The sequence below is a fragment of the Microvirga lotononidis genome, assembly GCF_034627025.1.
Classification (GTDB): domain Bacteria; phylum Pseudomonadota; class Alphaproteobacteria; order Rhizobiales; family Beijerinckiaceae; genus Microvirga; species Microvirga lotononidis.
Genome location: NZ_CP141048.1, coordinates 352,822 through 376,755, shown reverse-complemented (window position 1 = coordinate 376,755; position 23,934 = coordinate 352,822). Strand labels below are relative to the sequence as shown.

Here is a 23,934-nt window from a genome sequence, read left to right as displayed (position 1 = left end):
TCGTTTACTGAAATTCTCCAAGAAGCAAGTATTGACTCTAAGAGCCGGGATCTGCCTGCCAGTTTGGAGCGCTTCAACGAGTTCTGTGTTCGTCATGATCTTGAAAGTCGTATCAGCAAGACGCTGCCCAAGCAGCCTTCAGAAGTCATAAGCAATGCCACAATCCGGTCGGAAGCGGCGCGCATAGCATCATTGTGGACCCTTCGATCCCGTATCAGAGGCGATCGGCTTACCTGCAATCCGTTCCCGGACGGTATTGACGCAACAGTGGGTCATCTGGGCAGACCCGGCGGGCGTACACGTACGATACCAATGATTCAGGGCGACCACCTGTTGACGGAGGCTGCGCGCCTTGTGCTGGAGACAGGGCCGATTGCATTGGATCTTCGAGATGCTTGGACAGCGCATAAGCGGGACTACCCTCACAACTATTCGCGGGCAGACGGGAATGCTATCTTCGAACGAGCCAACGCAGCGCTGCTCCAACGATTCAGGGCCACTAGTGTGGCCACAACGGTTTCGTTCAAGGTTGCAAAAGGGAAGATATCATTCCGGAAGCTTGTAGACGGCTTTATTCCAACAGCCTGCGCGATACTGATTTTAACTCTAATGGCGCGCAGGAAGCGAGAAGGGCTCGCGATTGAGGTCGGTGCAATCCAAGGAAGCAGGGCCGATGGTTGGTTTGTCCGGATGCCAATTTTGAAGACTGGGCAGGGAACTGCTGTATTGCCATGTCCAGAACTCGTCATAAAAGCTGTTGAGTTGTTGGAGCGGTGGAGTGAGCCTGCGCGAACGAAGGTTGATCAGCGCCTTTTCCAGGTGCCAGGATTCACAGATCATAAAGAAGCCCGTGAGTTCCGCATCGGAATCCATCTCGGCGATTTTGCTCGGGCTGTCGGTGTGCCGGCCCTAGAGGATGGATCGTTTTTTGACTTCGCGCCACATCAATTCAGGCGTTTCTGGGTTGTGCTGTTCGTTTGGCGTTATGATGGTGACCTAGGAGCCGCATCCTGGTTCCTTCACCACTTCAATATCGACCACACGCGTCGGTATGCGAATGACGCTGAGCTCGGTCGAATGATCCATGTAGAGAGCCGTCACTTTACGGTCACGAAAGTGCGAGCAGTCGCTCAAGGGGACTCCAAGTCTGCTGGGCTTCTTGGGCGCAAGTTGGACAAACGAATTCAGCGGCACATGGACGAGATGCGGAAGCGAGTGCGTGTTGTCGGTGAGCAAGAACTGACTCGTGAATGTGAGCGCTTGGTCGATCAACTCAAGCTTGAACTGCGAGCCTCCCCTTGGGGCCTGTGCGGATGCCGCGCCACAGAACCGGCGCGTCGTCGGGCAAAGTGTCTGCAAGATACCTGGAATGGAGGTGCACTTGCGCTCGATGGGCGGCCCGATCCTTCGGGATCCTCTGAATCGACCTGTGCGACCTGTATTCATAATATGGTTGATCAACTGCGACACAGCCATTGGCACAAGGAACTTGCGAAGGAAGATGCCTATCTCAGCCGGGACGACATCTCCATCATACTGAGGCGAGTGCACGAGGACCGCCGCAATGTTCTTGCGGCGCTCATTGCATCATTTCCTTCTGCTGAGAAGTGATACTCGCAATGGCTGGTCGGCGCAAAAATTACAACCGTGATGCTGGCCACCGAAACCTGCTGCGGAAAGCAGCATTATTGCGATTGTACCTTGTACGAGGAGTTCCTGCAGAGGCATTTGTGCCGGCGTCATTGAGGCAGTTTGCTCAGTGGACGGATGCTTCGCTACGATTGAGAGCCTGCAGCTATAGTACAGTGTCGCCGGAGAACCGACACAACGTTCTCATAGTCGCAAAGGCGAAGGCATATTGGACCGCTGTCCTAAGACAACGTGCGGTCGTGCCTGATGGACTGGCTGCGTTGCGCCTCGAGAATGAACGCCTCAAGGACGAGAATAGCCAGCTTAGAACAATGAATGCTTACTTGGCTCGCGGTTGGCACGAGGCAAGGCATGAAGCGAATGACAGCAGGACTAGCCTAAATCGTGAAATGCAGAGGACGCGGGATTTGGATAGCGTGATTTCTCAACTTCGTGCGCAGCTAATCGCTCACGAACGTAGGGGATTATCTGTCATCAATCCAGGTAGTGATCCTGACCCTCCGGCCCGCAAAGTCTGGAGCGGCATTGTGCGTAAGAAGCAATGAAGCTTAAGCGCGGTCGACCCAACCTTGTTTGGTGCACTTGCAGCCTCGACGGAGAGGAAGTGCAGGTACCAGTGCTGTTCAACGGCGCAAATAAGCCGGTTGTGTCGGTATCCGACTGGTTTCGACACCTTGGCGGATCTGGGAAGAGCGGCGCTGGGACGCTCGCTGAGTATTCAAAGACGCTTAGAAATTTCGCTGAATTCTTAGAAGAGCATTGCGTTGAATTCGAAAGTGTAACCGATCGGGTTCTCAAGCGGTGGAGGAATCGTGATCGGCACCAGCGGAAATGCGCAAAGCGAACGTGCAACGCGAAGCTTGGAGTCGTTTACCGCTTCTATCTGTGGGCTCAGGCGCACGGATACTTCGCTCGCGTTATTGGTCCGGCGGAGTGGTCCTCAGGATTGACTCCCCCCATTGAGATTCGTTTCGTCACGAGCAATGAGGGTAAAGGGCGCGGGCGTCGAACAAAAATTACGAGTGACGTGGTATATTCGAGGTTATCGTCCTCTCCCCTACACGTCCCGACTGCGGAGGAAATGGATCGGGCGTATCTGCGCCTTTCATCGGTTGGCGATCCGAAGATTGCAATGCGGAACACGCTGGCCTTTTCCATCGCAGAGATCGCCGGTAGTCGCAGGATGGAAACACTCAATATACGGGTTGATCAAATTCCGGAATGGGACACTATTTATAATCTCTTAGATGAAGACAAATCTTTCCCAGTAGAAATTATTGGAAAAGGCGGACACCAGGAAAAGATTTATCTCACTCACAATATACTTGCCGACCTTCGAGATTACATTGAGGGGGCTCGCGCGTCCGTCATTCAACGCAGGTCAACTGGCCGAAAGAGCCTGCAGGATCATGGGTTGGTGTTTATTTCTCACACGTCAGGTAGGCCGCTCTCGAAGGACTATTTTTCTCGGCTGGCGTCAAAGGCTTTTCACGATGAAGGCATTGATGCAACCTACCATCGCATTCGTGCTCGGTTTCTCAGCCGCATTGTAGAGGAATGTTTGGACGATGCGATTGAGCAGACAGGATTTCACTATAGTCCAGAAACAGTGCTCAATCGAGCGGCTGAACTCGCTCGACATCGCTCAACTGCTAGCTTGAAATATTATCTGCGATTGGCTGAGAAGCGGCGAGCTCGTCAAAGTTCTGCTCAGCGGGTCTATGAGCTGCAGGAAAAAGAACTTAGTGCTCGGAGGTCTCTTATGCACGCGGAACAAAAGTTACAAGAGGTTGAGCACGCACGGGAGCTTTTGCGTGCACTTCGGAGTGAAGACGCAGTCAAAATTCGAGATGCTAAGTTGAATCTGGATGCAAAAATTGCCGAAATTCTCCGTAATCTTCCGAACGGCGACGCACAATTGAGCCTTTAAGCGTAATATTTGCTCGCGAGGGAAAGCGGTGCGAATTCTCAAATCAGAAAGCGGAATTGGAGATATCGACGCACTGACGTGGATCAAGCAGGTGCGGTTAGGTTGCCCGCACGGACGGCTATCATGTCCTTGAGGGATGGCAGCCGGGTCATTGAACATTCTGACCATCCGCTAGCATCTATTGAAAGCAAGTCTTTTGCCCGCAGTCTTTGGTTCGGCGATGCAATTCACTGAACTTGGTCATGGATCGCCCGAACCGAATTTTCTATGCACGCAGGTTCTGACTCAGAGAACCTGCCATTATCATGGGCGTCGTCCCAAGCATCCGACGAGGAACATGACGGAAGCTCGATGAAGGAAGTATTGGGCCGACGTGAGTGTTGCCTCAGGATCGTTCCAGCGCTGGCGATTGCGGTTGATCCTCCGGTAAGCTCAGGATGAGGATGTACAACACCCATTCTGCAGCCTAGAGTCTCGCGGCTATTGCTCCGCTAGGTAGCTGGCGGTCAGATGGTTAGCTCAAGGAATCGAAGGTTCTAGCTGTGGCAAGCGAAAACGTTTCCGCAAGCGCCGAGACTGAACTCAAGCTGCTCAGCGCGGTTGCGGTCAGGATAGCCATTCTGGAGCTTCTGCCGGCCTTCGAACGAGAAAGCGTGCGCAAAGTCGCCGTGTCATTCGCACTCAACCCAGCGGTTAAAATCCAGATCGAGGCTGCGAGTCGTTCGACGTCGTGGTTATCAACGCGGATTTGGCCGAAGACCTGATGAAACAGGAGAGGATTGCTCCTGGCAGCCGACGAGCGTTCAGCCGGGTCGGCCTTGGGGCGTAGTCCGAGCGGGCGTGCCCAAGCCGGATCTGAGTTCAGTCGAAGCTCTCAAGCGAGCCCTGGTGATCGCGAAGTCCATAGAATACGCTAGGGGAGGTTCGAGCGGGGCTCATCTCACGGCACTGCTGACCAGCTTTGGTATCATGGACGAAGTCAGGCCCGAGCTAACGACAGTCGGAGGTGGCGAGACCGGGCAGGTCGTCGCGAGAGGTGAGACTGAGCTTGGAATTGTTCCCGTGATGACGATCCTGGCCGCTGCGCCCGGTGCCGAGCTGGCCGGGTTCTCCCGGCCGAGTTGCAGAGCTACATCGACTTCGCAGTCGGCCTCAGCTCTGCGGCCACCGACCTCAGCGGGAGCAACGCCCTCCTGAGCTTTCTCAACAGCCGTGAGGCCGACGACCTGCTCCAATCCAACGGTATCGAGCGTCCGAAATGAGCCTGTTCGAGGCTTTGAGCAATCAATCATGCCTTTGCAATTGGGAACTTCAGATTGAATTTGAGACTCGGTGACTACCGTCTGTCGTCAGCGGGTCGTCTGGTGCTCGAACTGGAAGCTGTTTCTAGGTTACAAGAGGAGATCAATGTTGCAAAGCTTGTTCTTGTTGCAATGCTCTCATGACCCATTGCGGCTGTCGCGAGAAGCTGATGCTGGATCGCATAACGTAAATTGATTTGGAAGTTGGCGTAGCCACGAGCCGGAAAATCATTCCAGAGGACTCATTTTCTCGGTCAAATCCAACGAAGTGGCTTTCTATGTTGGATAAGCTTAGCAACTGCTGTTGCTTCGGGCGAGTTAACTGCGTGTCAGGCTTAGAGGCTGTCGGGTAACCGATCGAGACTAGAATTGGCGAATCAGGACTGATGCTCAGCCAAAATGCCTCTTAGGCGTGATAGCCGAGTTCACTGATATTGTGGCGGATAGAAAAATCTAACGCGCGGAGACCACTTAGGTTCATAGGTCGCTCGTTGCGGCTTAATACGCACTAGCGCGATTGAAATTGTGGTTCAATCAGTAAACCAAGTTACGGTTGATGTGATAATGTACCGTACACTGACGGTCGGGTAGCGCGAATCGCGAATCGTGGCAACAGCGTTGAGCAGAAGGCCGCCCACATGACCACAGGCCTGATGGCGCATGCGTAATGAGGCGCTAGCGCCATCAGGCCTGTGGACATATGGACGGACCTGTTAGGGTACGGTATTGCAGAACACGAGGGAGGGTTATATGACCTGTACCAATATGACATTTTCGTCCGTAGCAGGGATAGGAACATCAGAAAACCACTGCCTCTTCCAGTTCTACGTGGCCGAAGGGCGGCTTTCCTGTCAGCTCTACCAGCGCTCGGCGGACGTGTTCCTCGGGGTCCCGTTCAACATCGCATCCTATGCGCTGCTCACGCACATGATGGCGCAGGCGACAGGACTGCAGCCGGGCGACTTCGTTCATTCCTTCGGGGATGCGCACCTCTATCTCAACCACCTGGAGCAGGCGCGCCTTCAGCTGTCGCGCGAGCCACGCCCGCTGCCGAAGCTGCGACTCAACCCGGCCGTGCGCTCTCTGTTCGATTTCACCTACGACGACATCGCCATCGAAGACTACGATCCGCATCCGGCCATCAAGGCGCCCGTCGCAGTCTGACCTAAGATGAACAGGCGAGAAGCCATCGAAAGTGCCGTCCGCATTCTGGCCCCGCGCATTCCGCGACACGAATTCGAGGCGGTGACCGATCATGCCCTGGGCAGCCGGGGCCTGCACGCCGCTTCGCCCGAGACCGCCGCGTGGCTGTCTCTCACGGCCTATATCCGGCACAGGCTGACGGATTACGACGATCTGCTCAATGACGGCTACGACATGGAGAGCGCCCGCTTCTTCGTTCTCGACGACATGAACGGCATCCTCGAGGAATGGGGCTCCCCTCGGCGTGTCCAGGCCGAAGACGAGCCTGAATAGGCTCGACAGCCGTGCTCACATCCGACACAACAGCCGCATGAGCCTTGTCATCCGCAGAGCCGAAGAGCGCGACGCTTCGGTGATCTTCAGTTTCATCCGCGAACTCGCCGAGTACGAGCGGCTGGCCCATGAGGTCGATGCCACCGAGGCCGATATCGCGAAGGCGCTTTTCGGCGAGAACCCGCGGGTGTTCGCGGATATCGCCGAATGGGACGGAGAACCCGTCGGCTTTGCCCTGTGGTTCTACAACTTCTCGACCTTCCGCGGGCGCCATGGGATTTACCTGGAGGACCTGTTCGTCAGGCCTGCATTCCGGTCCAAGGGAATCGGCAAGGCTCTGCTGAGACGTCTCGCCAGCCGTTGTCTCGACGAGGGGCTGGCCCGTCTCGAATGGTGGGTGCTCGACTGGAACGAACCGGCCCTCGGTGTCTACCGCTCCATCGGCGCCATCCCGATGGACGAATGGACGGTGCAGCGGATGAGCGGCGACGCTCTGAAACAATTGGCGGAGGAGCCATGACCATACCCCTCATCCTCGTCGTCGCGGTCGCCGAGAACGGCGTCATCGGGCGTGACAACCAGCTGCTCTGGCGTCTCAAGACCGATCTCGGGCGATTTCGGAGGCTGACAATGGGGAAACCCATGATCATGGGACGCAAGACCTTCCAGTCCATCGGCAAGCCCTTGCCGGGGCGGGAGACGATCGTTCTGACCCGCGATGCCGGCTTCGCGGCCGAGGGCGTGCATGTGGTCCATACCTGGGACGAGGCGGTCGCCAAGGGGGAGGAGCTCGCTGGCCGGATGGGAGCTGATTCCGTTGCCGTCGCAGGTGGAGCCGAAATCTACGCCCTGTCCCTGCCGCATGTCCGCAGCATCTTTATGACGAAGGTTCAGGTTGCGCCGGAGGGCGATGCCGTCTTTCCTGAATTCGACCGGTCACAGTTTCGTGAAACGAAGCGGGAGGACCATTCCAAAGGACCCGATGACGAGCATCCGTTTACCTTTATTGATCTCGAAAGGCGCCGCTGACCTTGTCCAAGGTTGACGAAGGCTCGCACAATCCCCAAGTCGCAGGCTTGACAGGCGGAAGAGGCAGCACCCACAACCGTCTAGATCTCTCAACGGCCGCCAGGCCGATCATGAAAAAGCGAGGAACGGCGTCTAATGCCTTGGAGTAACCAAAGCGGCGGCGGTGGCCCCTGGGGCCAGCGTGGCGGATCGGGAGGCGGCAAGAGCCCATGGGGCTCCGGTGGCCCACAGGGCAACGGAAATCCCCCCGACCTTGAAGATATCCTGCGCCGCAGCCAGGATCGCCTGAAGGATTTCATTCCCGGCGGCTCCATGGGAGGCAGAGGGCTCATCATCCTCGTCCTGGGCGTCATTGCCGTCTGGCTTCTGACCGGCTTCTACACGGTGCGGCCCAATGAGGTCGGCATCAACATGATCTTCGGCAAGTATACGGGGACCGCCGGCGAGGGCCTGCGCTACAACCTGCCTTACCCGATCGGCCGCGTGATGAAGCCCAACGTCACGGCCCAGCAACGGGTCGAGGTCGGCTATCGTTCCACGCCGACGGGGCAGGGGCGTGCCCGCGACGTGCTCGAGGAAAGCCTGATGCTGACCGCCGACGAGAACATCGTCGACATCGATTTCGATGCGGTCTGGCAGATCAATCCCGCTCGTCCTCAGGATTACGTCTTCAATCTCCAGAACCCCGAAGGCACCATCAAGTCCGTGGCCGAAAGCGCCATGCGCGAGGTGATCGGCCGCCGCAACATCCAAGCCATCCTGACGACAGAGCAGGCCAGCATTGCTCAGGAAGTGCGCCAGATCATGCAGGAGGCCCTGGATGCCTATGGCGCCGGTGTCCTGATCAACGTGGTCCAGCTCCAGGCGGTTCAGCCTCCCGCGGATGTCCGTCAGGCCTTCTTCGACGTGAACGCCGCCCAGCAGGATGCGGTCCGCGTCCAGAACGAGGCCGGAGCCTTCGCCAGCCGCGTCGTTCCCGAAGCCCGAGGCGAGGCGGCCCGCACGGTGCAGCAGGCTGAGGCCTATCGGGAGCAGTCGGTCGCCGACGCGACCGGTCAGGCGGCCCGCTTCCGCCAGGTTTATGAGGAGTACCGCAAGGCTCCGGCCGTCAGCCGCGAGCGCATGTTCCTCGAGACCATGGAGCGCGTCTACGGCGGCGTCGACAAGATCATCGTCGACCAGAACGGCCAGGGTGTCGTGCCCTTCCTGCCTCTCACCCAGCAACCCCAGCGCCCGCAGCCGCAGGGCAATGCCGCGAACCCGCAGGGAGCTACGCGATGAACGGTTCGACTCTTCGCACGGGCCTCCTGATCATCGTGGCCCTGGCTGCCATCGTGCTCTACAGCTCGGTCTTCATCGTCCAGCAGACCCAGTATGCCCTGGTGCTGCGCTTCGGCGCCGTGCAATCCGCCATCTCGGAGCCCGGCCTCAAGTTCAAGATGCCGCTGATCGACACCGTGACTTATTTCGAGAAGCGCGTGCTCGACCTCGACCTGCCGGTGCAGACCCTTCTCTCGGCAGACCGGCAGAACCTGGAAGTCGATGCCTTCACCCGTTATCGGATCGTCGATCCGCTGCGCTTCTATCAGGCTGTCGGCAATATCGCGCTGGCCAACCAGCGCCTGCAGAGCTTCACGAACTCGGTCATGCGTAACACGCTGGCGAGCGCATCCCGCGATGCTATCGTCCGCACGGAGCGCGCGGGTCTGATGAACCGCATCCAGGCCGATGTGAACCGGCAGGCGGCGAGCCTGGGCATCCAGATGATCGACGTGCGCCTCACCCGCGTCGACCTGCCCGCGGCGAACAGCCAGGCGGTCTACCAGCGCATGCGCACCGAGCGTGAGCGCGAGGCGGCGGATCTCCGCGCCAACGGTCAGCAGCAGGCCCAGACCATCCGGGCCAAGGCTGAGCGCGAGGCCACGATCATCCGGGCCGAGGCCAACCAGCGGGCCGAGGAACTGCGCGGTCAGGGCGATGCGGATCGGAACCGCATTCTGGCCGAGGCCTTCGGGCAGGATCCGGAGTTCTTCGCCTTCTATCGCTCGATGCAGGCCTACGAGGCCGGTCTCAAGGGGACCGAGACCCGCCTCGTGCTGAGCCCGGATTCCGATTTCTTCCGCTATTTCAACGATCCGACGGGTCGCGGGAATGGCAGAACGGCCACCCCCCAACCAGCTCCAGCGCCGGCTCAACCGGCTCCAGCCCAATAAGCCCTGATGTTGGATTTGATTGCAGCCCTCGGCCTCGCTCTCGCGGTCGAGGGCATTTTGTTTGCCGCCTTCCCGGACGGCATGCGTCGGGCCATGTACGAGGCGGCCCACAGCCCGAGCGACCAGATGCGGATTGTCGGGATCATTTCCGCGCTGATCGGAGTTGGCGTGATCTGGTTGGTGCGGCACTTCAGCTGAAAGCTCATCGTGCGGACTCGCAGGGTCGCGCCAGCCGAGACTGACCCGGTTCTCCGCGCCGAAATAGGCGGTCTTCAAGGGGTGGAGCATCGAACCCAAAAGTGCATGTCCACTTTTGGGTTCGATGCTCTCCGCCAAGCTTCCGCCGCAATATCCGCTTGAATGGCGCGGCCAGATGCCAATCTATATGCGTATTCTCCGAGAGAGGTTTTCGATGAACACAGCCATGAATGCGCTGGAGCCTTCCAAGACGGCGCTGTCCCGGCGTCCCCTGCGCCGGCTGGCCGCGTCCTGCTTCGCGGTCTTCGCAATTGTTGCAACGGCCGCCGTGCCGCTGCCCGTCCTTGCCCGTTCCGCACCCGAATCCTTTGCCGATCTGGCGGCGGAGGTCACGCCGGCCGTGGTCAATATCTCGGCTTCGACGACCGTCGAGGCGCGCAACCGGACCCTGCCTCAGCTTCCACCGGGCACCCCGTTCGAGGATCTCTTCGAGGAGTTCTTCAACCGTCGCGGCCAGGGAGGGGGCGGCGGAGACAGCGCGCCTTCGCGGCCGCGCAGCTCCAACTCTCTCGGCTCCGGTTTCGTGATCGATCCGTCGGGCATCGTGGTGACGAACAATCACGTGATCGGCGACGCCAACGACATCAGCGTCATCTTCCCGGACGGCACCCGTCTGAAGGCTGAGATCGTCGGCAAGGATTCCAAGGTGGACCTGGCCGTCCTGAAGGTGAAGTCCGACAAGCCGTTGAAGGCGGTGAAGTTCGGCGATTCCGAATCTCTCCGTCCCGGCGACTGGGTGATGGCGATCGGCAATCCCTTCGGCCTCGGCGGCTCCGTGACCGCCGGCATCGTTTCGGCCCGCGGCCGCAACATCGAGTCCGGTCCCTATGACAACTACATCCAGACCGACGCCGCCATCAACAAGGGCAATTCCGGCGGGCCGCTGTTCAACATGAACGGCGAGGTCATCGGCATCAACACGGCCATCCTGTCGCCCACGGGCGGCTCGGTCGGCATCGGCTTCGCGGTTCCCGCGTCCACGGCCGTCCCGGTCATCGACCAGCTGCGGCAGTTCGGCGAGACCCGTCGCGGATGGCTCGGCGTGCGCATCCAGAACGTAGATGACGCTACCGCGGAGGCCCTGAGTCTCGGCGCCGCGCGTGGTGCCCTGATCGCCGGCATCGACGACAAGGGTCCTGCCAAGCCGGCCGGCCTCGAGGTCGGTGACGTGATCGTTCGCTTCGACGGCAAGGAGGTCAAGGATTCCCGCGACCTGCCGCGCATCGTGGCGTCGACCCCCGTCGGCAAGGCCGTCGACGTGGCCATCGTCCGCAAGGGCCAGGAGATGACCAAGCAGGTTACCCTGGGCCGGCTCGAGGATACCGAGAAGCAGGCGAGCCTGCAGCAGCCGTCGACCGAGCCGCCGACCGCGACCCGCCAGGCCCTCGGCCTCAACATGTCCGGCATGACGGACGAGCTGCGCCGCCGCTTCAGCCTGAAGGACGACCTGAAGGGCGTGGTCATCACCCGGGTCGATCCGAACTCGAACGCCTCCGACAAGCGGATCCAGGCCGGCGAGGTGATCGTCGAGGTCAATCAGGAGCCGGTGACGAGCCCGGCCGACGTGACCAAGAAGATCGACGATCTGAAGGCTCAGGGCCGCAAGTCCGCCCTGCTCCTGGTGGCGAACGCCCAGGGCGAAGTCCGCTTCGTCGCGCTGTCGATCGAATAAGCCCTCCTGCAAGATTGGGAGAGGGCGGTCCTTCGGGGCCGCCCTTTTCGTTTATAGGTCATGTTCTTTATTAAGAACAATTTGGTTGACATAAAGGCCTGATCTGGAGGATTGAAGACCTGCATCCTCCATGAACCGGGGCTCCGGCAGAGCCTCGCCTGCAAGATCAGAGCATCATGACCCAGCACGTCTTCCCCGTTCCGTCGGCCCTGGCATCGACAGCCCATGTGGATCGGCAGGCCTATCAGGATCTCTATCAGCGCTCTATCGACGATCCCGAGGCCTTCTGGCGCGAGCAGGCCCGGATCCTAGACTGGGTAAAGCCCTTCACGAGGGTGAAGAACACCCGCTACTCGCCCGAGGACGTGACCATCGAGTGGTTCGCGGACGGAACCCTGAATGCCTCCTTCAACTGCCTGGACCGCCATGCCCGAGACCGGGGCGACGAAGCGGCGATCCTTTGGGAGGGCGACACGCCGGGCGAGACGCGAAAGGTCACCTGGACCGACCTTCAGCGGCAGGTTTCCCGCCTCGCCAACGCCCTCGCCAGGCTCGGGGTCAAGAAGGGCGACTTCGTCAGCGTCTATCTACCGGTGGTGCCGGAGGCCATTGCGGCCATGCTGGCCTGCGCCCGGATCGGCGCGGTGCATTCCGTGGTCTTCAGCGGCTTCTCGGCCGAAGCCCTGGCCGGGCGCATCGAGGATTGCCGCTCGCGGGTGCTGATCACGGCCGACGAGGGATTGCGGGCGGGTAAGCATGTGCCGCTCAAGAAGAACGCCGATGCGGCTTTGCAAAACCTCCCCTTCGTCGAGCACGTGCTCGTCGTGCGCCGCACGGGCCGGGACGTTCCCATGGTTGCGGGTCGCGACCGCTGGTATGACGAGGCCCTGGCCGAGGTGCCGGAGGAGTGTGCGCCTGTCGCGGTCGGCGCCGAGGATCCGCTCTTCGTGCTCTACACGTCGGGCTCGACAGGCAAGCCGAAGGGCATGCTGCACACCACGGGCGGCTATCTCGTCCATGCGGCGACGAGCTTCCGGGCGATGTTCGATTATCATCCGGGCGACATCCACTTCTGCACGGCGGATGTGGGCTGGGTGACGGCTCATACCTACCTGATCTACGGCCCCCTCGCGAACGGCGCCACCATCGTGCTGTTCGAGGGCGTCCCCACCTGGCCTGATTCCTCGCGCTGGTGGCAGATCGTCGAGACGTACAAGGTCAACATCTTCTACACCGCGCCGACCGCCATCCGGTCGCTGATGCGCGATGGCGAGGGGCCGGTGCGCAGGCACGACCTTTCGTCACTGCGCGTCCTGGGTTCCGTGGGCGAGCCGATCAATCCGGAAGCTTGGCTCTGGTATCACGAGGTGGTCGGAGGAGGGCGGTGCCCGATCGTCGACACCTATTGGCAGACGGAGACCGGGGCCGCTCTCCTCTGCCCTCTGCCTGGCGCCATGGACCTGAAGCCGGGCTCCGCCACCAAGCCGTTCTTCGGCGTGCGGCCCGCTCTGCTGGGCAGCGACGCCACCGTTGTGGAAGGCGAGGGCGCGGGCAATCTGTGCTTTGCGGATTCCTGGCCGGGGCAGGCCCGCACCATCCTCGGCGACCGGGAGCGTTTCCTGAAAACCTATTTCAGCACCTTCCCTGGCTATTACTTCACCGGCGACGGCGCGCGTCGGGATGCGGACGGCTATTACTGGATCACCGGCCGCCTGGACGACGTGATCAATGTTTCCGGCCACCGGCTTGGAACCGTGGAGGTCGAGTCCGCCCTGGCCTCGCACCCATCGGTGGCCGAGGCCGCCGTGGTGGGCATGCCGCACGAGATCAAAGGGCAGGGCATCTTCGCTTTCGTGACGTTGAAGGAGGGCATCGCGGAAAACGACGACCTCCGCCGCGACCTGATCCAGGTCGTGCGCACCCGCATCGGTCCCATCGCCACGCCGGACCGGATTGAATGGGCGTCGCAACTGCCCAAGAACCGCTCAGGAAAAATCCTGCGCCGCATCCTCGCGCGCATCGCCGCCGGCGACTACGAGAACCACGGCGATACCTCGACGGTCGCCGATCCTACGGTGGTGGCCGAGATCGTCAGACGTGTTCAGGTGTCGACGAACTCGTCCGCCCTGTAGCCCTGCACGTAAAGCAGTGCCGACAGGTCCGCGTGGGCGATGCGGGCGTGGGCAGCCGCGGCGACGGCGGGCTTGGCATGGAAGGCGACGCCGAGCCCGGCCTCTGCCAGCATGGCGAGGTCGTTGGCGCCGTCGCCCACGGCCATCGTCTCCTGCGGCGCGAGGCCGAAGCGGGCCCGAAGCTCGACCAGGGTCGCGAGCTTCGCTTCGCGGCCAAGGATCGGCTCCTCGACTTGGCCCGCAAGCTTTTCGCCATCCAGGATCAGGTGGTTGGAGCGATGCTCGTTGAAGCCGATCTTGGCCGCGATGGGGCCGGTGAACAGGGTGAAGCCGCCCGAGACGAGGCAGGCATAGGCACCATGGGCGCGCATGGTCTGGACGAGGGTGCGGCCGCCGGGCGTCAGGGTGATCCGCTTCTCGATGATCTCGTCGACCACGTCGACCGGCAGGTTCCGGAGCAGAGACACGCGCTCGCGCAGGGCGGGCTCGAAGGCGATCTCGCCGCGCATGGCCCTCTCGGTGATCTCGGAGACTTCCCGCTTCAGGCCGACGTAATCGGCCAATTCATCGATGCATTCCTGCCCGATCATGGTGGAATCCATGTCCGCCAGGAACAGACGCTTGCGGCGGGCTCCCGTGGGCTGCACCACGATGTCGATGGGCTGGCCGGCCAGGGCCCGGCGCAGTGTCGCCTCGACAGCCTTGGCATCGGGTGTACCCGGCACGATCAGATCCGCGGCGATTCCCCTTGCCAGAACGGAGCGTTCCGTCTCTTGTCCGAGCGACGTTGCGGCCAGGGCCACGATCTCGTCCGTTAGGACCGGTCGGGACGGGTTGGCGATGAGGGTCGCGACGAGGGAATTCTGGGAAGACGCCATTGGGAGACCTGGCTGTGAAGGAGTTTGGGATCGGCGCGGTTCTCATCGCAGGGCCGACCGCATCAGGCAAGTCCGCATTGGGCATCAAGCTGGCTCGGGAACTCGACGGTGTGGTGATCAATGCCGATTCCATGCAGGTCTACCGGGACCTTCGCGTCATCACGGCCCGACCCACGCCCGAGGAAGAAGCCGAGGCGCCCCATCGGCTCTACGGCCATGTGGATGCCGCCGTGAACTTTTCCGTGGGACGCTATGTGGCCGACGCGGTCGAGGTTCTGCGGGAGGTCCAGGGCAGGAAGCTGCCGATCTTCGTGGGCGGGACCGGGCTCTACTTCAAGGCCCTGACGGAGGGCCTGTCCGACATGCCGCCCGTTCCTGACGAGGTGCGCGAGCAGGTGCGCCGGAACAGTGAGGGGCTGGAAACGCCCGAGCTTCACCGCCTCCTGACGGAGCGCGACCCCGAGACCGCCCGGACCTTGCGACCCTCCGACCGCCTGAGGGTCCAGCGGGCGCTCGAGATATTCGCCGCGACCGGTCGGCCGCTCGCCTCCTTCCACGGTGCTCGCCAACCGGGGCCTTTAGCCGAAGTGCCGGTCATCAAGCTCTTTCTCGCGCCCGACAGGGACGAACTGCGCCGACGCATTGACGCGCGTTTCCTTGCCATGATGGACCAAGGCGCTCTCGACGAGGTAGGGACTCTGGGCGAGCGGAACCTCGATCCCATGCTTCCGGCCATGCGGGCCCACGGGGTCCCCGGTCTCCTGGCTTACCTGCGGGGCGAAATCCCGCTCGATGAGGCCATCGCCAAGGGGCAGGGCGACACGCGACGCTATGCCAAGCGCCAGTTCACATGGTTCCGCCACCAGCTGCCCGACTGGCAGTGGGTGGCGCCGGAAACGGGCTTCGAGGCCGTCATGGAGCGACTCAATGCCCCGGCGTCCCGGCCCACATCTGGTAGAAGGTGATGAAGATCTCGAACAGGATCAGGAGGACGATGATCAGTTCGAGGCGCAGGGACCGTTCGGTATCGATGATGTCGGTGAGAGCCTGGGCGGTATCGCCCAGCACCTCGAGCTTGCGGTGAAGCGCCGTGGCGCGCTCTTTCAGCTCGTATTCGTCCTCCAGCCGGGCATAGAGGCGCTCCAGGTCGGGACGATCCCAGAGGACGTCAGGCTTTTCCTCCACGGCTACGCCGCCCGACATGCGCTGGCGGACCAGGAGGGCTTGGCCGACTTGCTTGAGGATCCGGCGGCGGTCCCGGGGGCGCCGGCCATTCGCGGCGAGATGCTGCACGGAGGGCTCCACCAGCTCGAAGGCCGCGGAGGCCTCCCGCTCGTCCCGGGCGAGGGTCGCGCTTTTGGACAGGGCGTCCGCTATGACGATCAGGCGCTCGGTCGAGAGCTGCTTGATGAAGATTGGGCCTCCCGGCGGGATCTGGTCGTCCCGGTCCGGCGAGATCTCGATGATCGCGGTCTCCTCCTCGTGGCGGGCGAACTCGCCCCGGATGCGCTGGCGCAGGCCACGGATGACCTCGTCTTCTTCGAGGGGTGTGAGGCCCACGAGAACGGCGACGCCGTAGCGGAAGAGGGCGACGAAACCGTCCTGGCCAGCCCTGAAGGCGAGGGGAGTCGTGGACAGCACGTCGCTGCGTTCCAGTCCCGCCACGTCGAGGCGGTCGCCAAGGAGCAGGGCTCGGGCGGTGAGGCGCATGTTCTGCATAGGCGCGCCGGTGGAAGAGATGGTATCGGTCATGGTCATACGACTAAAATAGCAGTTTAAAATAGAAGCTGGGCAGATTTCAGCCAAGTTGATCCTGCTTGACCGAATGAAATGGATCGTCTAGCGTCGGCGCAACTTTTGAACCGAGAGCTGCCCCCATGCGCAAGCTTATTCTCGTAGTACGAGCGCCATCGACGGAGCGGGATTGATCCCCGCAGGTCCGGCGATGGCGCACAGGCCCCCTCAGGGGCCTTTTTTATTGCCCGAATTCCAAGATACCGATGCGAAAGATGCCGAGGAGCAGTTAAGATGAGCGAGACGATGACCGGAGCCGAAATGGTGATCCGAGCCCTGCAGGACCAGGGTGTTGAGCATATCTTCGGGTATCCCGGCGGCGCGGTGCTTCCGATCTACGATGCGCTCTTCCACCAGGATAAGGTTCGCCACGTTCTCGTTCGCCACGAGCAGGGGGCCGTGCACGCGGCCGAAGGTTATGCCCGCTCGTCCGGCAAGCCGGGCGTGGTGCTGGTGACCTCCGGTCCCGGCGCGACCAACGCGATCACCGGGCTCGCCGACGCAATGATGGATTCGATCCCGCTGGTCTGCATCACCGGCCAGGTGCCGACCCATCTCATCGGTTCGGACGCCTTCCAGGAATGCGACACGGTCGGCATCACCCGCCACTGCACGAAGCACAACTATCTGGTCAAATCCATCGAGGACCTGCCGCGCGTCCTGCACGAGGCCTTCTACGTGGCCCAGAATGGCCGCCCGGGTCCGGTCGTGGTCGATCTGCCGAAGGACATCCAGTTCAAGTCCGGCTCCTATGCCCGTCCCCTGAGCAACCAGCACAAGACCTATCGTCCGACCGTCAAGGGCGACATGGACCATATCCGCGCGGCCGTGGAGCTGATGGCCAATGCCAAGCGTCCGGTGTTCTACACGGGCGGCGGCGTCATCAACTCGGGACCTCAAGCCGCCATGCTGCTGCGCGAGCTCGTGCAACTCACGGGCTTCCCCATCACATCGACCCTGATGGGGCTGGGCGCCTATCCGGCTTCGGACCGGCAGTGGCTCGGCATGCTCGGCATGCACGGCACCTACGAGGCCAATCTCGCGATGCATGAATGCGACGTGATGATCAATCTTGGAGCGCGCTTCGACGACCGCATCACGGGTCGGCTCGATGCGTTCTCGCCCTTCTCCAAGCGCATCCACGTGGACATCGATCAGTCCTCCATCAACAAGACCGTCAAGGTTGACATCCCGATCGTCGGCGATTGCGCCCACGTGCTTGAGGACATGCTGCGCCTGTGGCGGCAGAGCGCTCATCAGCCCGACAAGGCGGCGCTCCAGGATTGGTGGAACAAGATCGAAGGCTGGCGCGCCCGCAACTGCCTCGCTTTCCGCAACTCCGCCGAGACCATCAAGCCGCAATATGCGATCCAGCGTCTCTATGAGCTCACGAAGGATCGAGAGACCTATGTCACCACCGAAGTGGGGCAGCACCAGATGTGGGCGGCCCAGTACTTCAAGTTCGAGGAGCCGAACCGCTGGATGACCTCGGGCGGGCACGGCACCATGGGCTACGGGTTGCCGGCCGCCGTCGGCGCGCAGCTGGCGCATCCCAATGCGCTCGTGATCGACATTGCCGGCGAAGCCTCGATCCAGATGATGCTGCAGGAGATGTCGACGGCCCTGCAGTACAACCTGCCGATCAAGGTCTTCATTCTCAACAACGAATACATGGGCATGGTGCGTCAGTGGCAGGAGCTGCTACATGGTGGACGCTACTCGCAGAGCTATTCGGAATCGTTGCCCGATTTCGTGAAGCTCGCCGAGGCTTATGGCGGCGTCGGCATCCGTTGCGACAAGCCCGGCGATCTCGATGCGAAGATCCTCGAGATGATCAACGTGAACCGTCCGGTCATCTTCGACTGCATCGTCGACAAGACCGAAAACTGCTTCCCGATGATTCCTTCGGGCAAGGCGCATAACGAGATGCTGCTCAACGATTACCTGGGCGAGACCGGAGCCGATATCGGGTCCGTCATCGACGAGAAGGGCAAGATGCTGGTGTAACGCAACAAGACCCCTCTCCCGGAAGAGAGAGGGGAAAGGAGACTTGTGATGCCGACTCTTGTCATCGCGAATAAGTGCTACTCGTCCTGGTCGCTGCGCCCCTGGCTGTTGATGAAGCAGCTTGGGATCTCCTTCGACGAGATCATCATTCCGCTCGACCTGCCTGACACGAAGGCGAAGGTGCTCAGGCACTCGCCGGCCGGCAAGGTGCCGATCCTCATCGACGGCGATGCGACCGTGTGGGAGACGATCGCCATCATGGAATATGTAGGCGAAGCCTATCATGCGCCGGTGTGGCCCGAGGTCCGCGAAGCGCGTGCCATGGCGCGCTCGGTCGCTGCGGAAATGCATGCGGGCTTCTCGGCTCTGCGTTCCGCGTGCCCAATGAATCTCGGCAGGAAATACGCGCAGAAGGACAGGGGCGAGGCCGTTGCGCGCGATGTTGCCCGCTTCAGCGAGATCGTCCATCAGGCCCGTGAGCGCTTTGGTGCGGGCGGCCCGTTCCTTTTCGGCGCGTTCACGGCGGCCGATGCCATGTATGCGCCGCTCGCGACGCGTCTCGACACCTATTCCATCGCCCTCGATGCGATGACGCGCGCCTATGTTGATGCGATCCTCTCGCTGCCTGCTTTCCAGGAATGGCGTTCGGCTGCCCTGACGGAAGAGTGGGTCGTCGCGGCCGACGAGGTCGACGAAGAGGCGATCGAGAATTGCCGCAAGGCGGCTTGAGACCACATCAGACTTCGGGAATCCAGACCATGCTTCAGATGAAAACCCATTATCCCGATGCGACCCGCGTCGAGCCGTCGAACCGGCACACGCTCGCCGTCGTCGTCGACAACGAGCCGGGCGTCCTTGCGCGCATCGCGGGCCTGTTCTCGGGCCGCGGCTACAATATCGAGAGCCTGACCGTCACCGAAACCGAGCACGAGGCGCACATTTCGCGCATCACGATCGTGACCACGGGCACGGACAGCATCATTCAGCAGATCAAGAGCCAGCTGGAGCGCCTCGTGCCCGTGCATCGCGTCGTGGATCTTACGATGACCGGCGAAGCGGTCGAGCGTGAGCTGTGCCTCGTGAAGGTCGTCGGCAAAGGTGACCACCGGGTGGAGGCCATGCGCCTCGCTTCCGCCTTCGGCGCCCGCACCCTCGACGCGACGCTGACGTCTTTCGTCTACGAACTGACCGGCACGACCGACGAGGTCGAGCGCTTCATCAAGCTGATGACGGCGGTTGGCCTCGTGGAGGTGTCCCGGACCGGGGTTGCCGCCATGGCGCGTGGCGCGGAAGCGATCCTGTAAGGATCAGCCTCTGAAGTCGTTCTCCTTCAGGAACGCTTCCTCTTCCGACGTCGACTCGCGACCGAGGAGGGCATTGCGGTGCGGGAAGCGGCCGAAGCGGGCAATGATCTCGTGATGGTGACGGGCCCACTTGATGGAGTCCTCGCCGAGGGCTTCGTTCAAGGTCACCGAACGCTCCTGATGCCGCAAGGACTCGGAGTGCATGAAGGGCAGGTAGAAGAATCGGCGGAATTCGGGTTCCACCCTTGTGTCGAAACCGCGCTCGATGGCGCGGTCCGCGACCATCAGGGCGACCGGGTCGGTTTTGTAGGTTTCGCGTTTGCCTCGGAACATGTTCCGGGGAAACTGGTCGAGGAGGAGAATGACGGCGAGCGCGCCCTCCGGGGTGAGCTCCCACTCGTTGAGATCGCCGCGCGCGGCGGCCTCGTAGGTGGGCAGGAAACGGTCCCGGCAGACTTGGTCGAAGGCTTCATCCTTCGAGAACCACTTCTCCGGTCCGGCCTCGCGCCAGAAATCGAGCACTTCGTCGGGAGTGGCCATGCGCTGCATGCGGTGTCATCCTTCTCGACACAAAAGAGTAAAGCCAATCTAGAGCATGGGAGAGCTGTTTGAACTCTCCGGGCTCGGATCGTTTGTTGACAAAACGCGCAGCTCTGCGCCGAAAGCGGGAGTGGTTCGCAGTTTTGCTACAAACAACACCTTGTCAGCGCAGTTTTATTCGCTAAAAGCGGCGCCTGATGAAATAAATGTTGCGCAGTTCCTTGCGGGCTGTGCAGCGAGATGAGGACGGGGAAAACCCCCTTCGAAACAAGGGACTTGAGGACCATGCGTGTCTATTACGATCGCGACGCAGACATCAATCTGATCAAGGGCAAGAAGGTTGCCATCGTCGGTTACGGCAGCCAGGGCCACGCCCATACCCTGAACCTGCGCGATTCCGGCGTGAAGGACATCGTTGTGGCTCTCCGCAAGGGCTCGCCCTCGGCGGCCAAGGCCGAGAAGGCCGGCCTCAAGGTCATGGAGGTGGCCGAGGCCGCCAAGTGGGCCGACGTGGTCATGATGCTGACCCCCGACGAGCTGCAGGCCGATATCTACCGCGCCGATCTGCACGACAACATGAAGCAGGGCGCGGCGCTGCTCTTCGCTCACGGCCTCAACGTCCATTTCAACCTCATCGAGCCCCGCAAGGACCTGGACGTGCTCATGGTCGCCCCGAAGGGCCCGGGCCATACGGTCCGCTCGGAGTATCAGCGCGGCGGCGGCGTGCCGACCCTGATCGCGATCCACCAGGACGCCACGGGCAATGCCCATGACATCGCGCTCTCCTATGCCTCCGCCAATGGCGGCGGCCGCGCCGGCATCATCGAGACCACGTTCAAGGAAGAGTGCGAGACCGATCTCTTCGGCGAGCAGGTGGTGCTCTGCGGCGGCCTCGTCGAGCTCATCAAGGCGGGCTTCGAGACCCTCGTGGAGGCGGGCTATGCCCCCGAGATGGCCTACTTCGAATGCCTGCACGAAGTGAAGCTGATCGTCGACCTCATCTACGAGGGCGGCATCGCCAACATGAATTACTCGATCTCCAACACGGCCGAGTATGGCGAATACGTCACCGGCCCGCGGATCATCACGGCCGAGACGAAGGCGGAGATGAAGCGCGTCCTGGAGGATATTCAGAGCGGAAAGTTCACCCGCGACTGGATGCTCGAGAACAAGGTCAACCAGACCTCCTTCAAGGCGACCCGCGCCCGCAACGCCGCGCATCCGATCGAAGATGTCGGCGCCCGGCTGCGCGATATGATGCCGTGGATCAAGGAAAAGGCCCTGGTCGACAAGAGCAGGAACTAAGGCCTTCCAGACGATGCGTCTGGTCCGTGCGAGAGCCTCGAAGGGATCCCTTCGAGGCTTTTTTGTTTCCATGACCTCACGTGTGCAAGCAGACGGTCCTGCGTCACGGCCGTGCTCGGCTCACATACGGTGCAATGTCATGGCCGCGGCAGCCAGGAGGGCGCCGAGAACGATGCCGATCGTCTCGGAACGCTCCTTCCAGAACCGGTAGATGCCGCAGGAGCACAGAAGGGCCACCATAAGTCCGGCGAGACCTTGCGTCAGGTAATTGACCTTTGTCGCGCCCACCAGCGGCTTGGCTTCCTCCCAGCTCTGCAGCATCCAGAAGATCGCGAACATGAGAGACGCCACGCTGCCGACGGAGGGCCACCAGGCAGCCGGAAGGCCGGTTCCCAAAAGGCCGCCTGCCTTGTCGACCGAAAGAACGGGATGAGGCTCATCATCGGAGCCGGAAGTGGAAAGAGACACGACTTGATTTCCGCAATGTTATTGCAGTCGCACTAACATTGCGGCAAGCCGCTGCCACCTCCGGAAACGAAGGGGAGAGGCGGCTCACCGTTGGGTGAACCGCCGGATTCTTACTGCTGGTTGCTCTTGGTGTTCGCAGCCTTGTTGTTGTCCTGCTTGCCGGGATCTTGGCGGTTCTTCATCGTTCCGCCCGAGCCGCGGATTTGGGTGCCGGGGTGCTTCTTGCTCTCGGCGGAGTTGTCGCCGTTCATCTTGCCTTTGCCCATGGGTAGCCTCCTTGGTGATCGGGGATAATGACCCGTGGCACACCGGGTTCCAGGCTGCGCCCACCTACCACAGCAGGTAATGCGCGAGCCCGGCGCCAGGCGCGAGGATCACGAAGGCCCAGACGGATGCCGATGCCAGGTTCGCGGCTTGGAACAGGATCTGGGGCATCAGGAAGATGCCTGCGATCAAGGCGATGACGGCTCGGATCGGGCCGAAGAACCGGCCCAGGAAGACCGCCCAGGGGCCAAAGCGCTGAAAGAAGCTCTCTCCGCGCTCGACCAGCTTCGGATGGCGGGACAGGGGCCAGACGTCGTAAGCGGTCTCCTTGAGCCGCTGGCCAATGGCATAGGACAGCCAGTTGCCGAGAAAGGCGCCGCAGACTGCGCCGGACCATGCTACCCAGAACGGGATCTCGGCGGCCGCCAGGATGAAACCGACGGCGACCAGGATCGTCATGGTGGGCAGCAGCAGGGAGATGAAGGCCAGAGACTCGGCAAAGGTCATGAGCCCAAGGACGAAGGGTGCATAGGCCCTATGGTTCTGCACGAATTCCAGGATGCTGGTCTTCAGAAACTCGATGTCCATGGTGCCGTCGAAAGTCCTGTCCTGGTGCCGGTACCAGGGTCAATATGGCTTGTCGCGGGAAGAACCAATGGCCTTTGTGATGAATCTGATCACATCAGGCGATTTGTGGCGAAGCCGCTCTTGCGCTAACGGGAGAGGGAAAGGGGGCCTGAGCTATGAATGTTCTCTCGATCCAGTCCCATGTCGCCTACGGCCATGTGGGTAACGCCTCGGCGGTGTTTCCGATGCAGCGCCTCGGCGTCGAGGTGTGGCCCATTCACACGGTGCAGTTCTCCAACCATACCGGCTACGGTTCCTGGAAAGGCCGCGTCTTCGACGGTCCGGCCATCGAAGACCTCGTCGAGGGCATAGCGGAGCGGGGCGTTCTGGACCGCTGCGATGGCGTTCTCTCAGGCTATATGGGCTCCGCCGATATCGGCAACGCGATCCTCTCGGCTGTGGCGCGGGTACGCGCGCTCAATCCGGAGGCTCTCTATTGCTGCGACCCCGTCATCGGTGACGTGGGCCGGGGTGTGTTCGTGCGACCGGGCATCCCGGAATTCATGCGCGAGCAGGCCGTGCCGGCGGCCGACATCATCACGCCGAACCAGTTCGAGCTGGACTACCTGTCCGGCATCGGGACGCAGACCCTGGACGACGTGAAGCGGGCCGTCTTGGCCGTGCAGGCCTTGGGCCCCAAGGTCATTCTCGTAACCTCGGTCGAAACGAAGGAGACGCCGGCCGACAGTGTCGATCTCGTGGCCGGCGAGGGTGGCCAGTTCTGGCGCGTGCGGACGCCGAAGCTGTCCCTCTCCGTGAACGGGGCAGGGGATGCCATCGCGGCGCTCTTCTTCGTTCATTATGCCCGCTCGCGCTCGGCCCCGACGGCCCTCGCCGCAGCGTCGGCCTCCGTCTACGGCCTGCTCAAGCGCACGGAGGAGGCAGGATCCCGCGAGATCCTCACCATCGCGGCGCAGGATGAGTTCGTCTCGCCTTCGCACCGCTTCGACGTGACAGAGGTTTGAGTCTGCCTCGATCCCAACGACCTGATTCGGCTCGGCCGTGAGAGGCCAATAGGCCGAAGGGCGAAGGCGGGCTGCCTTGCGATCCTTCTTCAGGCGGTCCTAGAATGCCATCCTAACGAAG

24 protein-coding genes and 1 pseudogene are annotated in these 23,934 nt (G+C 61.5%); 19 read left to right on the top strand and 6 right to left on the bottom strand.

What is annotated here, in order from left to right:
- Nucleotides 1-312 precede the first annotated feature (312 nt).
- From U0023_RS01735 to acs, 13 genes and pseudogenes are all read left to right on the top strand, one after another.
- Nucleotides 313-1,611, top strand: coding sequence for a hypothetical protein (locus tag U0023_RS01735; protein ID WP_040638747.1), 1,299 nt, complete (start codon nt 313-315; stop codon nt 1,609-1,611).
- A 580-nt stretch (nt 1,612-2,191) separates the two neighbouring features.
- Nucleotides 2,192-2,536, top strand: a pseudogene (locus U0023_RS35485) (hypothetical protein); the annotation flags it as partial.
- A gap of 195 nt (nt 2,537-2,731) precedes the next feature.
- Nucleotides 2,732-3,580 (top strand): site-specific integrase, encoded by an 849-nt coding sequence (locus U0023_RS01730; RefSeq protein WP_040638748.1) that lies wholly within the window; start codon nt 2,732-2,734, stop codon nt 3,578-3,580.
- Nucleotides 3,581-4,122: 542 nt separating this feature from the next.
- Entirely contained in the window at nt 4,123-4,344 is a 222-nt protein-coding gene (locus U0023_RS01720) for a hypothetical protein (RefSeq protein ID WP_083861451.1), read from the top strand.
- Nucleotides 4,345-5,631: 1,287 nt separating this feature from the next.
- Entirely contained in the window at nt 5,632-6,045 is a 414-nt protein-coding gene (gene thyA, locus U0023_RS01715) for a thymidylate synthase (RefSeq protein WP_009764086.1), read from the top strand.
- 6 nt (nt 6,046-6,051) lie between these two features.
- On the top strand, nt 6,052-6,357 hold the full coding sequence (locus U0023_RS01710) for a DUF2293 domain-containing protein (RefSeq protein WP_009764087.1): 306 nt from the start codon (nt 6,052-6,054) through the stop codon (nt 6,355-6,357).
- A 37-nt stretch (nt 6,358-6,394) separates the two neighbouring features.
- The gene (locus U0023_RS01705) at nt 6,395-6,877 is read left to right on the top strand and encodes a GNAT family N-acetyltransferase (protein WP_009764088.1); all 483 of its coding nucleotides are present in this window, start codon (nt 6,395-6,397) and stop codon (nt 6,875-6,877) included.
- Nucleotides 6,874-7,386 (top strand): dihydrofolate reductase, encoded by a 513-nt coding sequence (locus U0023_RS01700; protein ID WP_009764089.1) that lies wholly within the window; start codon nt 6,874-6,876, stop codon nt 7,384-7,386. Before U0023_RS01705 ends, U0023_RS01700 begins: the two co-directional genes overlap by 4 nt.
- A gap of 135 nt (nt 7,387-7,521) precedes the next feature.
- Entirely contained in the window at nt 7,522-8,667 is a 1,146-nt protein-coding gene (gene hflK / locus U0023_RS01695; RefSeq protein WP_009764090.1) for an FtsH protease activity modulator HflK, read from the top strand.
- The gene (gene hflC, locus U0023_RS01690) at nt 8,664-9,599 is read left to right on the top strand and encodes a protease modulator HflC (protein WP_009764091.1); all 936 of its coding nucleotides are present in this window, start codon (nt 8,664-8,666) and stop codon (nt 9,597-9,599) included. The genes hflK and hflC overlap by 4 nt, the downstream gene beginning before the upstream one ends.
- 6 nt (nt 9,600-9,605) lie before the next feature.
- Nucleotides 9,606-9,797 (top strand): DUF2065 domain-containing protein, encoded by a 192-nt coding sequence (locus tag U0023_RS01685; protein WP_009764092.1) that lies wholly within the window; start codon nt 9,606-9,608, stop codon nt 9,795-9,797.
- A gap of 214 nt (nt 9,798-10,011) precedes the next feature.
- Nucleotides 10,012-11,529 (top strand): DegQ family serine endoprotease, encoded by a 1,518-nt coding sequence (locus U0023_RS01680; RefSeq protein ID WP_009764093.1) that lies wholly within the window; start codon nt 10,012-10,014, stop codon nt 11,527-11,529.
- A 176-nt stretch (nt 11,530-11,705) separates the two neighbouring features.
- Nucleotides 11,706-13,661: an acetate--CoA ligase gene (acs, locus tag U0023_RS01675; RefSeq protein ID WP_009764094.1), complete on the top strand. Its 1,956-nt coding sequence runs from the start codon at nt 11,706-11,708 to the stop codon at nt 13,659-13,661.
- On the opposite strand, the gene serB is transcribed toward acs, so the two are convergent.
- Nucleotides 13,631-14,539 (bottom strand): phosphoserine phosphatase SerB, encoded by a 909-nt coding sequence (serB, locus tag U0023_RS01670; RefSeq protein ID WP_009764095.1) that lies wholly within the window; start codon nt 14,537-14,539, stop codon nt 13,631-13,633. The genes acs and serB overlap by 31 nt on opposite strands.
- Nucleotides 14,540-14,553: 14 nt before the next feature.
- Here serB and miaA point away from each other — a divergent pair, with 14 nt between their 5' ends.
- Nucleotides 14,554-15,504 (top strand): tRNA (adenosine(37)-N6)-dimethylallyltransferase MiaA, encoded by a 951-nt coding sequence (gene miaA, locus U0023_RS01665; RefSeq protein ID WP_009764096.1) that lies wholly within the window; start codon nt 14,554-14,556, stop codon nt 15,502-15,504.
- On the opposite strand, the gene U0023_RS01660 is transcribed toward miaA, so the two are convergent.
- Nucleotides 15,464-16,291 carry an RMD1 family protein gene (locus tag U0023_RS01660; protein ID WP_009764097.1) on the bottom strand — a complete coding sequence of 276 codons (828 nt, stop codon included), beginning with the start codon at nt 16,289-16,291 and terminating at the stop codon, nt 15,464-15,466. The genes miaA and U0023_RS01660 overlap by 41 nt on opposite strands.
- Before the next feature lie 276 nt (nt 16,292-16,567).
- On the opposite strand from U0023_RS01660, the gene U0023_RS01655 reads away from it, so the two are divergent.
- The 3 genes from U0023_RS01655 to ilvN are packed head-to-tail and all read left to right on the top strand — an operon-like array spanning nt 16,568 to nt 19,644.
- Nucleotides 16,568-18,340, top strand: coding sequence for an acetolactate synthase 3 large subunit (locus tag U0023_RS01655; RefSeq protein WP_009764098.1), 1,773 nt, complete (start codon nt 16,568-16,570; stop codon nt 18,338-18,340).
- A 48-nt stretch (nt 18,341-18,388) separates the two neighbouring features.
- A complete protein-coding gene (locus U0023_RS01650) occupies nt 18,389-19,069 on the top strand; it encodes a glutathione S-transferase family protein (protein WP_009764099.1) in 681 nt (226 codons plus the stop codon).
- Between the two features lie 29 nt (nt 19,070-19,098).
- Nucleotides 19,099-19,644, top strand: coding sequence for an acetolactate synthase small subunit (gene ilvN, locus U0023_RS01645; protein ID WP_009764100.1), 546 nt, complete (start codon nt 19,099-19,101; stop codon nt 19,642-19,644).
- A gap of 3 nt (nt 19,645-19,647) precedes the next feature.
- Here ilvN and U0023_RS01640 read toward each other — a convergent pair whose 3' ends face one another.
- Complete coding sequence (locus tag U0023_RS01640; RefSeq protein ID WP_009764101.1) at nt 19,648-20,193, bottom strand: DUF924 family protein; 546 nt, start codon at nt 20,191-20,193, stop codon at nt 19,648-19,650.
- 276 nt (nt 20,194-20,469) lie between these two features.
- On the opposite strand from U0023_RS01640, the gene ilvC reads away from it, so the two are divergent.
- On the top strand, nt 20,470-21,489 hold the full coding sequence (gene ilvC / locus U0023_RS01635; RefSeq protein ID WP_009764102.1) for a ketol-acid reductoisomerase: 1,020 nt from the start codon (nt 20,470-20,472) through the stop codon (nt 21,487-21,489).
- 120 nt (nt 21,490-21,609) lie between these two features.
- Here ilvC and U0023_RS01630 read toward each other — a convergent pair whose 3' ends face one another.
- The 3 genes from U0023_RS01630 to U0023_RS01620 form a co-directional block, all read right to left on the bottom strand.
- Entirely contained in the window at nt 21,610-21,957 is a 348-nt protein-coding gene (locus U0023_RS01630) for a hypothetical protein (RefSeq protein ID WP_009764103.1), read from the bottom strand.
- Nucleotides 21,958-22,067: 110 nt separating this feature from the next.
- Nucleotides 22,068-22,223: a hypothetical protein gene (locus U0023_RS01625; RefSeq protein WP_009764104.1), complete on the bottom strand. Its 156-nt coding sequence runs from the start codon at nt 22,221-22,223 to the stop codon at nt 22,068-22,070.
- Between the two features lie 64 nt (nt 22,224-22,287).
- Nucleotides 22,288-22,809, bottom strand: coding sequence for a DedA family protein (locus tag U0023_RS01620; RefSeq protein ID WP_009764105.1), 522 nt, complete (start codon nt 22,807-22,809; stop codon nt 22,288-22,290).
- A gap of 155 nt (nt 22,810-22,964) precedes the next feature.
- On the opposite strand from U0023_RS01620, the gene pdxY reads away from it, so the two are divergent.
- Nucleotides 22,965-23,813: a pyridoxal kinase PdxY gene (pdxY, locus tag U0023_RS01615; protein WP_009764106.1), complete on the top strand. Its 849-nt coding sequence runs from the start codon at nt 22,965-22,967 to the stop codon at nt 23,811-23,813.
- The last annotated feature ends 121 nt before the right edge of the window (nt 23,814-23,934 follow it).